Origin of the sequence: Ancylobacter crimeensis (genome assembly GCF_023016805.1) — a bacterium.
Lineage (GTDB): Bacteria > Pseudomonadota > Alphaproteobacteria > Rhizobiales > Xanthobacteraceae > Ancylobacter > Ancylobacter crimeensis.
The window spans coordinates 18,833-33,237 of record NZ_JALKCH010000003.1; the positions used below are offsets into that span (position 1 = coordinate 18,833).

Annotated in this window: 13 protein-coding genes; 8 read left to right on the plus strand and 5 right to left on the minus strand. The window is 69.1% G+C overall.

Annotation, left to right across the window (positions count from 1 at the left end; all coding sequences use genetic code 11):
- Positions 1 to 94: 94 nt before the first annotated feature.
- Genes MWN34_RS04315 through MWN34_RS04325 form a run of 3 tightly spaced genes read left to right on the plus strand, consistent with a single transcriptional unit; the run spans position 95 to position 3,157 of the window.
- Positions 95 to 631 carry a 3-hydroxyacyl-ACP dehydratase FabZ family protein gene (locus MWN34_RS04315; protein WP_247027602.1) on the plus strand — a complete coding sequence of 179 codons (537 nt, stop codon included), beginning with the start codon at positions 95 to 97 and terminating at the stop codon, positions 629 to 631.
- The gene (locus tag MWN34_RS04320) at positions 624 to 1,826 is read left to right on the plus strand and encodes a beta-ketoacyl-ACP synthase (RefSeq protein WP_247026951.1); all 1,203 of its coding nucleotides are present in this window, start codon (positions 624 to 626) and stop codon (positions 1,824 to 1,826) included. The genes MWN34_RS04315 and MWN34_RS04320 overlap by 8 nt, the downstream gene beginning before the upstream one ends.
- Positions 1,827 to 1,876: 50 nt before the next feature.
- A complete protein-coding gene (locus MWN34_RS04325) occupies positions 1,877 to 3,157 on the plus strand; it encodes a beta-ketoacyl-ACP synthase (RefSeq protein WP_247026954.1) in 1,281 nt (426 codons plus the stop codon).
- Positions 3,158 to 3,347: 190 nt separating this feature from the next.
- Here the strand turns inward: MWN34_RS04325 and dmeF are convergent, their stop codons facing one another.
- On the minus strand, positions 3,348 to 4,343 hold the full coding sequence (dmeF, locus tag MWN34_RS04330) for a CDF family Co(II)/Ni(II) efflux transporter DmeF (protein ID WP_247026956.1): 996 nt from the start codon (positions 4,341 to 4,343) through the stop codon (positions 3,348 to 3,350).
- Between the two features lie 10 nt (positions 4,344 to 4,353).
- Entirely contained in the window at positions 4,354 to 4,629 is a 276-nt protein-coding gene (locus tag MWN34_RS04335; protein WP_247026958.1) for a metal/formaldehyde-sensitive transcriptional repressor, read from the minus strand.
- Positions 4,630 to 4,918: 289 nt separating this feature from the next.
- On the opposite strand from MWN34_RS04335, the gene MWN34_RS04340 reads away from it, so the two are divergent.
- The 3 genes from MWN34_RS04340 (at position 4,919) to MWN34_RS04350 (ending at position 7,755) form a co-directional block, all read left to right on the plus strand.
- A complete protein-coding gene (locus tag MWN34_RS04340) occupies positions 4,919 to 5,674 on the plus strand; it encodes an SDR family NAD(P)-dependent oxidoreductase (RefSeq protein WP_247026959.1) in 756 nt (251 codons plus the stop codon).
- A 128-nt stretch (positions 5,675 to 5,802) separates the two neighbouring features.
- The gene (locus tag MWN34_RS04345) at positions 5,803 to 6,825 is read left to right on the plus strand and encodes a zinc-binding dehydrogenase (RefSeq protein WP_247026961.1); all 1,023 of its coding nucleotides are present in this window, start codon (positions 5,803 to 5,805) and stop codon (positions 6,823 to 6,825) included.
- 24 nt (positions 6,826 to 6,849) lie between these two features.
- Positions 6,850 to 7,755: a lipid A biosynthesis lauroyl acyltransferase gene (locus MWN34_RS04350; RefSeq protein ID WP_247026963.1), complete on the plus strand. Its 906-nt coding sequence runs from the start codon at positions 6,850 to 6,852 to the stop codon at positions 7,753 to 7,755.
- Positions 7,756 to 7,772: 17 nt separating this feature from the next.
- Here MWN34_RS04350 and MWN34_RS04355 read toward each other — a convergent pair whose 3' ends face one another.
- The 3 genes from MWN34_RS04355 to MWN34_RS04365 form a co-directional block, all read right to left on the minus strand.
- Entirely contained in the window at positions 7,773 to 8,171 is a 399-nt protein-coding gene (locus MWN34_RS04355; RefSeq protein ID WP_247026965.1) for a VOC family protein, read from the minus strand.
- 212 nt (positions 8,172 to 8,383) lie between these two features.
- Positions 8,384 to 9,520: a polyamine ABC transporter substrate-binding protein gene (locus tag MWN34_RS04360; protein ID WP_247026967.1), complete on the minus strand. Its 1,137-nt coding sequence runs from the start codon at positions 9,518 to 9,520 to the stop codon at positions 8,384 to 8,386.
- Between the two features lie 167 nt (positions 9,521 to 9,687).
- Positions 9,688 to 11,097 carry a glutamine synthetase family protein gene (locus MWN34_RS04365; RefSeq protein ID WP_247026968.1) on the minus strand — a complete coding sequence of 470 codons (1,410 nt, stop codon included), beginning with the start codon at positions 11,095 to 11,097 and terminating at the stop codon, positions 9,688 to 9,690.
- Between the two features lie 161 nt (positions 11,098 to 11,258).
- Here MWN34_RS04365 and MWN34_RS04370 point away from each other — a divergent pair, with 161 nt between their 5' ends.
- Both MWN34_RS04370 and MWN34_RS04375 read left to right on the plus strand, forming a co-directional pair.
- The gene (locus MWN34_RS04370) at positions 11,259 to 12,629 is read left to right on the plus strand and encodes an aspartate aminotransferase family protein (RefSeq protein ID WP_247026971.1); all 1,371 of its coding nucleotides are present in this window, start codon (positions 11,259 to 11,261) and stop codon (positions 12,627 to 12,629) included.
- A gap of 100 nt (positions 12,630 to 12,729) precedes the next feature.
- Positions 12,730 to 14,109 (plus strand): transaminase, encoded by a 1,380-nt coding sequence (locus MWN34_RS04375; protein ID WP_247026973.1) that lies wholly within the window; start codon positions 12,730 to 12,732, stop codon positions 14,107 to 14,109.
- The last annotated feature ends 296 nt before the right edge of the window (positions 14,110 to 14,405 follow it).

Consider the following 14,405-nt stretch of genomic DNA (forward strand, 5'->3'; position numbering starts at 1 on the left):
GGGGCTCGTCATCGGCCGTACGAACCCTCGCCGCCGCCTGATCGCTCAGGCGCCGCGATGGACGATGAGCGGGTGCAGTAAGGCGGGAACAGCGATGCGGCTCGAATATTTCCAGATGGTCGACAAGGTTCTCGAGCTCGACCTCGAGGCCAAAACGATCAGGACCGCGAATGTGGTGCCCGACGAAAGCCCGATCTTCGAGGGTCATTTCCCGGGCCATCCGCTGCTGCCGGGCGTCCTGCTGTTCGAGATCATGGCGCAAACCGCCGGCATCCTTTTGCTGCGGCTTCATAATTTCGACCGCATGGGCTTCCTTGCCAGCGTCGAGAAGGGCAAGCTGCGCAACTTCGTGACCCCCGGCCAGACCATCGAGGTCGAGGCCGAGCTGCTGCATGACGGCTCCGGCTATGGCCGCCTCGCCGCCCGCGGCAAGGTGGACGGCAAGCCCGTCTGCAATGCCGAACTCACCATCAAGACCATGGCCTTCCCCGCGCCGGAGCTGCGCGGCTATCTCCTCTCCACCGCCGAGCGGATCGGCATGCCGATGGAGCCCCCGGCGGGTGTCGTCGACGCGCCCGCCCTCTCCGCCGACGCGGTCCCCCCCGCTACCGGAAAGCTGTCTCATGTCTGATCGTCGCCAGCCCGCTCGCCGCGAGGTCTGGATCACCGGCGTCGGCCTCGTCTCCTCGCTGGGCGAAGGCCTCGACGCCCACTGGGCCGCGCTCGCCGACACCCCCGCCCCGGTTCGGGACGAGACGAGCTTCGCGCCCTACGTCGTGCACCCGCTCGCCAAGCTCGAGCTGGACAAGCAGATCCCGAAGCGTGGCGACCAGCGCCAGATGGAGCCGTGGCAGCGCATCGGCACCTACGCCGCCGGCCTCGCGCTCGATTCGGCGGGCATCAAGGGCAACAAGGACATTCTCGGCACGACCGACATGGTGGTGGCCGCCGGCGGCGGCGAGCGCGACCAGGCGGTGGACGGCTCGATCCTGTCCGAGATCGAGAAGCAGCCCAATCCGGAGCTCTACCTCTCCGAGCGCCTCCAGGCCGACCTGCGCCCGACCCTGTTCCTCGCCCAGCTTTCCAACCTGCTCGCGGGCAACATCTCGATCGTGCACGGCGTGACCGGCTCTTCCCGCACCTTCATGGGCGAGGAAAGCTCCGGCGTCGACGCGGTGCGCATCGGCTGGGCGCGCATCGCCGCCGGCACCAGCGAGATCGCGCTGGTGGGCGGGGCCTACAATGCCGAGCGCCGCGACATGCTGCTGCTCTTCGCGCTGCGCCACCTCGCCATGCAGGCGCCGTGGTCGCCGGTTCTCAAAGCCGCCAAGGGCGTGCCGACCGGCTCGGCCGGCGCCTTCCTGGTGCTGGAGAGCCCCGAGCACGCCAAGGCGCGCGGCGCCACGCCCATCGCCAAGCTGAGCGGGGTGTGGTCCGACCGCGCCCGCCGCGCGCAGGAGGGAACCGAGGCCGCCGTCACCGCGACGCTCGACCACCTGATCGGCCTCGCCGACCCCGCAGCCCCCGGCACCGCGATCCTTTCGGGCGCCACCGGCGCGCCGGAGCCGACCCGGGCCGAGGCCGAGGTGCTGGCGAAGACCGGCCTGCCGGTGCGTTCCGTCACCGACCGCCTCGGCCATAGCCTCGAGGCGCAGTTCCCGGTGGCGCTGGCGCTGGCGGCGCTCGCCGTCTCGCATGGCAGGCTGTTCGCCCCGCTCGAAGGCGAGCCGATCGAAAAGCCTTTCGACGGCGCGTTGACCCGTGCCATCGTGACCGGGGTGGGGCATTGGCGCGGCGAAGGCGTCGCACTGGTCGAGCGCGCCTGACGCGACAGGATAAAGGCGGCTCCTCCGCAGGGGGAGCCGGGGAGCAGAACATGACCTCCACTACCGACAAGGCCGGCCGGCCCATCGTCGTCGTCACGGGCATGGGCCTCGTGACCTCGCTCGGCCAGGGCAAGCAGGACAACTGGGCGAAGCTGACGGCGGGCGAGAGCGGCATCCACCGCATCACCCGCTTTCCGATCGACACCATGAAGACCACCATCGCCGGCACGGTGGATTATCTGCCGGGCGGACGCCGCAGCGCGCCGGACCTCTCCGAGGAACTGGCGGCGCTGGCCGCCGAGGAAGCCGTCGCGGAGGCCGGGCTCGGCACGCGCGGCCGCTTCCCCGGCCCGCTGTTCTGCGCGGTGCCGCCGATCGAGCTGGAATGGCCCGAGCGCCGCATCCTCGCCCGCGAGGCGGCGCCCAACGGCCCGCTCACCTATGACGACCTGCTGCGCGCCGCAGAGAACAACGACCACGGCACCTGGCACGAGCGCTTCGTCTACGGCTCGATCGCCGACCACCTCGCCGACCGCTTCGGCACGCAGGGCCAGCCGATCTCGCTGTCCACCGCCTGCGCCTCCGGCAACACCTCGATCCAGCTCGCGGTCGAGGCGATCCGCCGCGGCGACTGCGAGGCCGCGCTCTCCATCGCCACCGACGGCTCGGTGACCGCCGAGGCGCTGATCCGCTTCTCGCTGCTCTCCGCGCTCTCGACCAACAACGAGAACCCGGCCGCCGCCTCGCGTCCCTTCGCCAAGAACCGCGACGGCTTCATCATCGCCGAGGGCGCCGGCGCGCTGGTGCTGGAGAGCCTGGAGCACGCCCGGGCGCGCGGGGCGAAGATCCTCGGCGTGGTCGAGGGCGTCGGCGAAATGGCCGACAGCTTCCACCGCACCCGCTCCTCGCCGGACGCCAAGCCGGTGATCGGCTGCATGCGCTCGGCGCTGGCCGATGCCGGGATCACGGCGGAGGAGATCGACTACATCAACGCCCACGGCACCTCGACGCCGGAGAACGACCGCATGGAGTTCACCGGCATGTCGGCGGTGTTCGGCGAGCGGCTGCCCGGCATCCCGGTCTCGTCCAACAAGTCGATGATCGGGCACACGCTGACGGCGGCGGGCGCGATCGAGGCGGTGGTCTCGCTGCTCACCATCGCCAATGGCCGCATCCCGCCGACCATCAATTACGAGGTGCCGGATCCGGCCATTCCGCTCGACGTGGTGCCCAACGTCGCCCGCGACGCCAAGGTGGGCCGGGTGATGTCCAACTCCTTCGGCTTCGGCGGACAGAATGTCTGCCTGATCCTCACCGGCGAGCCGGAGTGAGGGCGGCGCGCGCAGTCGCGTCCGGCTTTCGCTGAAGCGGTTGTCCCGGAGGGGCGTCGGCCCGATCCGGGATCGCCCGCCGCCGGAGCTTGGCCTGCCGCCGCGCGGGGGGATTTCGCTCCCGGCGGCCGCAGGCGATCCCGGCTCGTCGCTGCGCCCCGGCCCGGATGACGACCGCGTGTGATGCTCCCTACCGCGCCTCCACGGTGAGATGCCCGATGCCCTCGACCGGGCCGAGGCGGCGGCGGATGTCGGCGGGGTCGGCGCCGGTGATGCTGACGATGGCGGCATGGGCCGCGGGGCCGACGCGCCAGACGTGAAGATCGAGGATCCGCGCATCGCCGGGGCCTTCCACCTTGGCGCGGATCTCGCGCTCCAACGCGGGATCGCTGGTGTCGAGCAAAACGGCGGCGGTGTCGCGGATCAATGTCCACGACCAGCTCGCGATCACCACCGCACCCACCAGCCCCATCGCCGGATCGAGCCAGACCCAGCCGAGGAAGCGCCCGCCGAGCAGGGCCGCGATGGCGAGCACCGAGGTGAGCGCGTCGGCCAGCACATGGACATAGGCCGAGCGCATATTGTTGTCGGCGTCGCCGCGCGCCGGCTCGTGGCCGTGATGGGGATGGTCGTGCACATGCGCCCCATGCGCGTGATCGTGGTGTGAATGGCTCTCATGGGCGTGGCCGTGGCCATGGGCGTGGCCGTGCGAATGGCCGTGCCCGCCCAGCAGCACCACGCTGATGATGTTCACGACGAGCCCCGCCACCGCGATGAGCGTCGCCTCCAGGAAGGCCACCGGCTGCGGGGCGGCGAGGCGCCCGGCCGATTCCACCGCGATGCCGATCGCCACCATGCCGAGCACCAGCGCCGAAGCAAAGCCGGCGAGGTCGCCGACCTTGCCGGTGCCGAAGCTGTAATGCGGGTCGCGGGCGTGGCGGCGCGCATAGGCATAGGCCAGCGCCGCCACGCCGAGCGCGCCGGCATGGGTCGCCATGTGGAAGCCGTCGGCCAGCAGCGCCATCGAATTGAAGGCGAAGCCGGCCACGATCTCGCCCACCATCATCGCCGCGGTGAGCAGCACGACGTGCCGGGTCCGGCGCGCATTGGCGTCGTGCGCGGTGCCGAGAAAAACGTGCTCGTGCGGCTGAAGCGTGGGATCGGCGACGTTCGGATCGGCTCCCATGGCGCGTCTCCTATTTGGCGTAGCGGCGTATGGCGGCGATCAGCTCGTCGGCGGCCGCGGCCCGCTCGGCATCGGTGAGGCCGGGGCGCGCGAGATGCTGGCGCATGTGGTCCTCGACCAGTTCGTCCATCAGCCCGTGCACCGCGCCGCGCAGGCCGGCGGCCTGGTGCAGCACGGTGGCGCAGCCGGCTTCGGCTTCGACGGCGCGTTGGAGGGCGGCGACCTGCCCGGCAATGCGGCGCAGGCGGGCGACGAGATCGGTCTTATGGGCGGCGGTGTGCGACATGGGATAGTCCCCTACCCTATCTATAGGCGCGGGCCAACGGTCCGTCACGCCTTTTCGCCCTGCGGACCGTGCAGGGCAGCCGTGCCGGAGCAGGACACCGCTGCCGTGCGGCACCCGTTGCGCGGCGCGGAAAAACAGGCGAGAACGCCCACGCGACGGTGCGGGGCGGTGCGCCGGCGCGTGCCGACCCGTGCCTGCACCAACCTATGCCTGCGCCGACCCATATCTGCGCCGACCCGCCCTGTTCGTGCCGCACCCGCGCGGCCTCGCTTGCCGAAGGATCCTCCCCATGAGCCTACCCCGCGTTCTGGTTACCGGCGGTGGCCGCGGCGTCGGCGCCGCCATCGTGAAGGCGCTGGCGCTCGCCGGCTTCGATGTCGCCTTCACCGTACGCACCGCCACCAGCGAGGCCGAGGCGCTGATCGCCGCGGTGAAGGCCGAGAAGCCGGACGCCGTGCTTGCCGCCCATTCGCTCGACCTCGCGGACCGGGAGGCGGTCGGCGCCTTCGCCGGGCGCATCGCCGAGGAGCCGGCCTATTTCGGCTTCGTGCACAATGCCGGCATGAGCTACGACACGCTCGCCGCCATGGTGGAGCAGGCGAAGGCCGAAGAGCTGATGCAGGTGAACTACTGGTCCTTCGTGAGGATCGCCGGCGCGCTGTTGCGGCCGATGACGCGGGCGCGCGAGGGGCGGATCGTCGCCATCGGCTCCATCGCGGCTGAGGTCGCCAATCCGGGGAACGGCATCTATTCCGGCTCCAAGGCCGCGCTCGCCGCCTATTGCCGCACGCTCGCCATCGAGAGCGGCCGGCGCGGGGTGACGGTGAACACGGTGGCGCCCGGCTTCGTCGACACCGCCATGCTGGAGCGCTACGCCGCCTATCGCGCCAATGTCGAGAAGCAAATCCCGCTCGGCCGCTTCGCCAGACCCGAGGATGTGGCCGCCGTGGTCGGCTTCCTGCTCTCGCCGGGCGCCGCCTACGTCACCGGCGCAACCCTGCCGGTCGATGGCGGGTTGACCGCCGCACTAGCCATCCAGCGCTGATTTCGCTATCCACCCCCATCTTTGTGCCTTCAAGCGCCGCGCCAGCCCGCGCGCCGCGACCGGCCGGCCCGCGGGCCACGGCAGGGTCGTGACGCAGGCGGAACGCGCGGCCTCTGCCGGAGCCTGCCATGCGCGCCCTTCAACTCGTGTCCGACCGCAACCTCACCCTCACCGAGCTGCCCGAGCCCGGCGCGCCGGCGGCCGGCGAGGTGCAGGTGCGGGTCAAGGCGCTCGCGCTCAACCACATCGACGTGTGGGGCTGGCGCGGCATGGCCTTCGCCAAGCGCAAGATGCCCCTCGTGGTGGGCGCCGAGGCGGTGGGCGAGGTGGTGGCCACCGGCGCGGGCGTCACCCGCCTGAAGCCTGGCTCCAAGGTCGCGATGTACGGCGCGCTGACCTGCGGCCAGTGCCGCATGTGCAAAGCGGGCCGCGACAATCTCTGCGAGGAGGTGGCCGGGGTCATGGGCTTCCATGTCGACGGCTTCGCCCGCGACAGCCTCAACATCAAGGAGCGGCTCTGCGTCGAGATCCCCGACGGCATCTCCTGGGTCGACGCCGCCTGCGCGCCGGTGACCTTCTCCACCGTCGAGCACATGCTGTTCGACAACGCCCAGCTCGAGCCGGGCGAGACGGTGCTGGTGCACGCCGCCGGCTCGGGCATCGGCACGGTGGCGATCCGCATGGCCAAGGAGATCGGCTGCACCGTCATCACCACCGCCGGCGACGACGAGAAATGCGCCAAGGCGACCGCTCTCGGCGCCGATCACGTCATCAACTACAAGACCGAGCGCTTCGAGCACGAGGTGCGCAAGATCACCAAGAAGAAGGGCGTCGACGTCGTGTTCGAGCATGTCGGCGCAGAGACGTGGAACGGCTCGCTGCTCTCCATGCGGCCCGGCGCGCGCCTCGTCACCTGCGGCTCGACCTCGGGCGTCTCGGTGAACATGAACCTCATGCAGCTCTTCCAGCGCCAGTACCGCATCATCGGCTCCTTCGGCGCACCGATCCGCGCCATCGCCGACGGGCTGAAGCGGATGGAGCGCGGCGTGCTGCCCGTCATCGACTCGGAGTTCGCGCTGGAGGATTTCGGCGCCGGGCTGGAGCGGCTGGAAACCCGCCGGGTGTTCGGCAAGGTCGTCATCCGCTTCTGATCGCCGAACGGCAGCGCGCGCATCATGTCCCGCCCCCTTCCCTGGATGACGCGGCTGCGCAATGCCGCGCTCTCGGCCGCGGTGTGGGCGCTGACGCATTATCTGCGCCTCATCGGCCCGCGGCTGTCGGCATGGACCTGCGCCTTCTGGGCCCGCCTGATCGGCCCGCTGACCCCGATCCAGACCCAGACGCTGGCCAATCTCGAACTCGCCTATCCCGATAGGAGCGCGGCCGAGCACCGCGCCATCGCCCGCGGCATGTGGGACAATCTCGGCCGCATGGGCGGCGAGTTCGTGCACCTCGACCGCATCTGGCAGTTCAACATGTGGGAGCCGGCGAAAAGTCGGATCGAGGTCGAGGGCGCGACGCAGTTCACCGCCATGCGGATCGACGGCAAGCCGGCCCTCGTCTTCACCGCGCATCTGGCGAACTGGGAGCTGCCGGCCATCGCCGCGGCGGCGCAGGGACTGGACAGCGCGGTGCTGTTCCGCGCCCCGGACAACGCGTTCTTCGCCGATCTGCTGTTCAACGCCCGGGCACAGGTGATGGGCAACCTCGTCGCCGCCTCCCATGTCGCGGTGTTCGAGCTGGCGAGCGTGCTGGAGCAGGGCAAGCATCTCGGCATATTGGTCGATCAGGCCCGGCGCGGCGGCCCGCTGGTGCAGTTCTTCGGCCATCCCTGCACCACCAACCCGACGATCGCTCGCCTCGCCCGGCTCTATGAGTGCCCGGTGCACGGGGTGCGCGTCATCCGCCTGCCGGGCGGGCGCTTCCGCATCACCTGCACCCCGCCGATCGACCTGCCGCGCGACGAAAAGGGCCGCATCGACATCGACGCCTCGATGCAGACCATCACCTCCATCGTCGAGGAATGGGTGCGCGAGCATCCCGAACAGTGGACGTGGTTCTACAAGCGCTGGCGGATCTGAACCGGACCGAACCGCGCTCAGCCCGGCTCGGCCGCGTGACAGCACACGCACAGCTTGTTACCGTCGGGATCGCGGAAATAGGCGCCGTAATAGTCCGGGTGATAGTGCGGCCGTAGGCCGGGTTCGCCTTCATCGCGCCCACCCAGAGCAAGCGCCAGCGCATGGCACCGATCCACGGTCCGCCGGTCGCTGGCCATCAGGGCGGTCATGAGGCCGTTGCCCGGCGCGGGCGACCCGCCGTCGAAGGGACGGGTGATGAAGATGAGCGGCCGCTCGCCATCGGCCGGCTGCCACGCGGCGCAGCAGGACGCTTCCTCAGCGAAGCGCCGGCACCAGCCGAGTTCGCCGAGAAGGGCATCGTAGAAGGCGAAGGCGGGGCCAAAGGCGCCTATGCCGATCGAGACATGCGAGATCATCCTGCGCCATCCATCGTTCACCGTCTGCCTCATGTATCGGTGCGTCGTCCGGCACGCATGAAAAAGCCGCCGGCAGGTTGTGCCGGCGGCCTTTTCCGCTTGAACTGTCAGGCGCGGCACGTGTCCGGCTCGCGCCCAGCGGCTTCGCTTGCCGCGCCCGATCACGTACCGCGCACGCTCACTTGCCGCGCCCGCTCACTTGCCGCGCCCGCTCACTTGCCGCGCTTGAACTTGTTCCAGGTGCGGGTCACGACGCGCTGCACGTCCTGCGGATAGGTGGTGACGGTGAAGAGCTTCGCCTGCACCTCCTTGGACGGATAGATCATCGGGTTTTCGAGGATTTCCTTGTCGATGAACTTCTGCGCGCCAAGGCTGCCGCTCGCATAGGAAATGTAGTTGGTGTTCTTCGCCGCGATTTCCGGCTTCATCATGAAGTTGATGAAGGCCAATGCCTCTTCCGGATGGGGGGCATCCTTCGGAATGGCGAAGCTGTCGGCCCAGAGAAGCGCGCCTTCCTTCGGAAGGATGTACTCGATGTTGACCGGCGCCTTCTTGGTCTTCTTGGCGGCTTCCTCGGCGCGTGCCTTCGCCTGGAACACATCGCCCGACCAGCCGAGCGCGATACAGATGTCACCGCGCGCCAGAGCGTTGATATAGCCCGAGCTGTCGAACTTCTTGATGAAGGGACGGATCGGCATCAGCAGTTCGGCGGCCGCCTCGATGTCCTTCGGATCCTTGGAGTTCGGATCCTTGCCGAGATATTTCAGAGCGGTCGGAAGGACTTCCTCCGGGCCGTCGAGGAAATAGACGCCGCAATCCTTCAGCTTGGACAGGATTTCAGGCTTGAAGAGGATATCCCACGAATCGAGCGGAACCTCGCCAAGACGCTCCTTGACCTTGTCGACATTGATGCCGATGCCGGTCGTGCCCCACATATAGTTTGCGGCATACTGGCTTCCCGGGTCATAGACGGAGAGCAGCTCCACGATCTCGGGCCACTGGTACTGCAGGTTCGGCAGCTTCGACTTGTCGAGCTTCTGGTAGATGCCCGCCTTGATCTGACGTTCGAGGAAAGAACTCGTCGGCACCACGATATCGTAGCCGGTCTTGCCGGCGAGCAGCTTGGTCTCCAGGACCTCGTTGGAATCGTAGACGTCGTACCGGACCTTGATTCCGGTCTCCTTGGTGAACTCCTCCAGCACCGACTCGTCGATATAGTCGGACCAGTTGTAGACGTTCACGACCTTTTCCTGCGCGGCCACCGGGCTGACAGCAGCCACGAGAGCACTCGTGGCCAGAAATCCGGTCGCCAGAACACCTGCCGCGACGGTCGCGAGAAGGCGGGACATCCTGTTCTCCTTCAGGAACATTGCTGGATCGCCGCAAGGACAGGCATGCCCAACCTTTCAGCGCAGATGAAAGCTAGTGCGGGAAAGCCTCCGGCTCAAGCGTCACGGACCGCGACGGTGATCCGCCCCGCCTTTTTCCGGCATAGCCGGAACAGGCAGAAGCGCGATTACAGATAGGTTTCGTATTCCAGCGGGTTGATCCGCCCCTCGAAGGCGGCCAGTTCGGCCTCCTTCATCACCGCATAGACCTGCTGCCAGGTGGTGCCGAAGGCATCGGCGATGAAGGACGAGCCGGCGAAATTGCGGATGGCGTCGTGCATGGAATGCGACAGGCGCGGCGCCGACACGTCATCGGCATTGCCGGTGAGCGGAGCCGGCGGCTCCAGTCCACGTTCGATCCCCTCCAGCATGCCGGCGAGGATGCCGGCGAGCACGAGATGGGGATGGGCATCGGCACCCGCGATGCGGTGCTCCAGCCTCCGGGCCTTGGGCGGGCCGTTCGGCACCCGCACCGCGACATTGCGGTTGTCATAGCCCCACGAAACGCTTGTCGGCGCGTAGCTGCCCGGCACGAGGCGGCGATAGCCATTATAGCCGGGCACATAGAACATGCAGGTATCGGCCATGGTGGCCAGCATGCCCGCCGCCGCGTTGCGCAGCAGCTTCTCCCCGGCCTCGCCGGCGCCGAAGGCGTTGTCGCCCGCGCCGTCGGTGAGGCTGACATGGACATGCATGCCCGAACCGGCGAAATCCAGCAGGGGCTTGGCCATGAAGCTGGCGCGCAGCCCGTGCTTGCGGGCGACCCCGTCGATCAGCCGGCGCAGCAGGATCGCGTCATCCGCCGCCGCCATGGCGTCGCGGCGGTGATAGAGATTCACCTCATACTGGCCGGGCGCGGCCTCGGAAATGACCGTGTCGGTCGGCAGACCCTGGATGCGGGCGGCCTCGCGCACCTCGTGCAGCAGCGCCGCATAGGCATCGAGGTCGGACATTGCATACATGTTCTGCCGGGCAAGGCCGCGGGCCGGGAAAACCGGCTCCGGCGCCCCGTCCGGGCCGGCCTGCTGCTTCAGCAGGTAGAATTCCAGCTCGAAGGCGACGCAGGGGTAAAGCCCCAATGCCGCGAGCCGCTCGACCTGCCGGGCAAGCTTGTGGCGCGGGTCCAGCTCCCACGGGCGCTCGCCGCCGCGCGGGTCGGGCTCGTTCATGGTGATCATGACCTGTGCGGAGCGGCGCGGCGCCCACGGCACCGGCTTCAGCGTGCCGGGCACCGGGCGACACAGGCCGTCGCGGTCACCGGTCTCCATATGCAGGCCGGTCTCCATGACCTCCCGACCCCAGATGTCGAGGCCGAAGATGGAAAGCGGGATGGCGACGCCGTCGGTCCAGATCTTCTGGGCCGCCCCGCCGGGAATCCATTTGCCGCGCAGCACCCCATGGGTGTCGGGCAGCAGGACTTCGACGATCTCCGGTGCGCCTTCACGCGCCAGATGGTCGGCAAATTCGGCAGTGGCCGCGCCCGCGGACGCGGTCGTGGCAGAAATCTCGGCGTGCGGGGCCGCTTCGGTTGACGGCATGATGGGTCCTGGATGGTGCCTGCTCGATTGTGGCCATGCGGACGGGCGCGCGGTCAAGCCGCCGCGCCGCGCATCGCCCTGTTTCACTCTTGTGGCATGCCGGACGGCTTGACGCACGCGAAATGTGATCACATTCTGTGGTCAACCATGGAAGGCCCATCATGACGCAGCCCCGCACCACCGCCGAACTGCGCGCGCTCGACGCCGCGCATCATCTCCACCCCTTCAGCGATACCAAGGCGCTGAACGACGAAGGCTCGCGCGTCATCGTGAAGGCCGAGGGCGTGTGGCTCACCGATTCGGAGGGCAACCGCATCCTCGACGGCATGTCCGGCCTGTGGTGCGTGAATGTGGGCTACGGCCGCGAGGAGATCGCCGACGCGGTGGCCGCGCAGCTTCGCGAGCTGCCTTATTACAACACCTTCTTCAAGACCACCCACGTCCCCGCCATCGAGCTGTCCGCCAAGCTGGCGGAGCTGACGCCGCCGCAGTTCAACCGGGTGTTCTTCACCGGCTCGGGCTCGGAATCGAACGACACCGTCATCCGTCTGGTGCGGCGCTACTGGGACATCAAGGAGCAGCCGGAGAAGAAGGTCATCATCTCCCGGCGCAACGCCTATCACGGCTCCACCGTGGGCGCGGCCAATCTCGGCGGCATGGCGCCGATGCATGCGCAGAACGTGGCCCTTCCGGGCGTGGTGCACATCGCCCAGCCCTATTTCTGGGGCGAGGCCCGGCAGGGCGAGACGCCGGAGGAATTCGGCCTGCGCACCGCGCGGGCGCTCGAAACCACCATCGACGCGCTGGGCGAGGACCGGATCGCCGCCTTCATCGCCGAGCCGATCCAGGGCGCCGGCGGCGTCATCATCCCGCCCGCGACCTACTGGCCGGAGATCGCCCGCATCTGCCGCGAGCGCGACATCCTGTTCATTTCGGACGAGGTGATCTGCGGCTTCGGGCGCACCGGCAAGTGGTTCGGTTGCGAGACCTTCGGCACCCAGCCGGACCTCCTCGTCATGGCCAAGGGCATCACCTCCGGCTACCTGCCGCTGGGTGGGGTCATGGTCGCGGACCGGGTGGTCGACGTGCTGCTGGAAGGCGGCGACTTCAACCATGGCTACACCTATTCCGGCCACCCGGCCGCCTGCGCGGCGGCGCTGGCCAACCTTGCCATCATGCAGCGCGAGAAGATCGTCGATTACGTCGCCGACGATGCCGGGCCGTATCTGAAGGCGCAGTGGTCGAAGCTTGCCGAGCATCCTCTCGTCGGCGAGGCGCCGATGCTCGGCATGGTCGGCGCGCTGGAGCTGACGCCGGACAAGATCGGCCGCACCAAGTTCCCGGACGTCGGCAAGGTCGGCACGCTGGCGCGCGACTTCTCGTTCAGGAACGGCCTCGTGATGCGGGCGACGCGCGACCGTCTCATCATCGCCCCGCCGCTCGTCATCTCCCATGGCGAGATGGACGAACTGGTGGCGCGTGCGAAGAAGACGCTGGACGACACCTATGCCGAGTTGAAGCGCTTGGGCTAGGTGAACTGAAGCCACACTCCCGCTGCGTCAGCGGATGCGGCTATGATGCCGGCAGGGGCCCGTGTGTGCCCTGCCCTCTCTTCGACGGAGCGCCTGTGAGATGACCCGCCCGCTGTCCTCCGAATCGGCCTCCGGGGCGTCGCCCGCCCGGGTCTCCGCCCTGCGCGCCGAAGCCGAGGCGCTCTATCTCGGCACCCGGCCGAAGACTCGCGCCGCCGCGGGCGCGACCGCGCATCTTTACGACGGCGTGCCGATGCACTGGATGAGCGACTGGTCGACGCCGGTTCCACTTATCGTGGACCGCGCCGAGGGCGCCCGCCTCACCGACATCGACGGCCACGCATACGAGGATTTCTGCCTCGGCGACACCGCCGCCCTGTTCGGCCATTCGCCGCCTGCCCTGGTCGAGGCGCTGGCACGGCAGATTCCGCGCGGCCTCGCCTCCATGCTGCCGACGCCGGATGCCGGGCTCGTGGGGGATCTGCTGGCGGCACGGTTCGGCCTCGATCTCTGGCAAATCGCCACGACCGCGTCCGACGCCAACCGCTTCGCGCTGCGCGCCGCGCGCGCGGCGACCGGGCGCCCGCGCATCCTCGTCTTCGACGGCGCCTATCACGGCGCGGTGGACGAAACCTTCGTCGAGCTGTCGCCGGCCGGCCTCCCGCGCAACAAGCCGAGTCTCGTCGGCGAGCCACGCGATCTGACCGCGCTGACCCGCATCGTACCCTTCAACGACCTCGCGGCGGTGGAGGCGGCGCTGGCCGACGGCACGGTCGCCTGCGTCATCACCGAGCCGGTGCTGACCAATTGCGCGATGGTGCTGCCCGAGCCGGGCTTCCATGCCGGGTTGCGCGAGCTCTGCCGGCGGCATGGCACGCTGCTGCTGATCGACGAGACGCATACGCTCTCCACCGCGCCGGGCGGCTATACGCGGCTGCATGGGCTGGAGCCGGATCTCCTGGTGATCGGCAAGGCCATCGCCGGCGGCGTGCCGACCGCCGTGTGGGGCATGAGCGAGGCCGTCGCCGCCCGCTTCAAAGCGGCGAAGGCGGAAGCGGCGGACGGCCATTCCGGCATCGGTACCACGCTCTCCGGCAGCCCGCTGCAGCTCGCCGCCCTGCGCGCGACGCTGGAGGCGGTGGCGACGCCTGAAGCCTATGCCTGCATGAACGCGCTGGCCGACCGGATGGAAGCGGGGCTGGCCCGTGTGATAGCCGCCGCCAGCCTTCCTTGGCACGTCGCCCGCTGCGGGGCGCGGGTGGAGGTGGTGCGCGCGCCGGTGCCCTGCCGCAATGGCGGCGAGGCGAAGCACGCCCATTTCCCGGCGCTGGAGGCGGCGGTGCATCTCGCGCTGCTGGTGCGCGGGGTGCTGATCTCGCCTTTCCACGACATGATGTTGGCCTCCCCCGCCACCAGCGAGGCACAGGTGGACCGGCTGGTGGAGGCGACGGGCGAGGTGGTCGGCCGGCTGGCGGGATAGGGATGGGGCGGCGCTGCCGCTGGTGACAGGGCGCGGCCCGGCCCCTCACCCTACCCTCTCCCGAGGGGGAGAGGTATTTCCCTTTGCACGATGGGTGAGCCCGGCATCACGTGATGCGACGCGGCCTCCGCTCCTCATGGAAGAACGCAGGCCCCTCCCGCCGGACAGCGGAGGATCCGCACCGCAAGAGCCGCTCTGCTCCTTCTCCCCCGAGGGAGAGGGTAGGGTGAGAGGCCGCTCACCGACGAGGCCGGGGTGGGAATGCCCTCGGCGGAAGGCTCGTCCGGTCGGCAAAA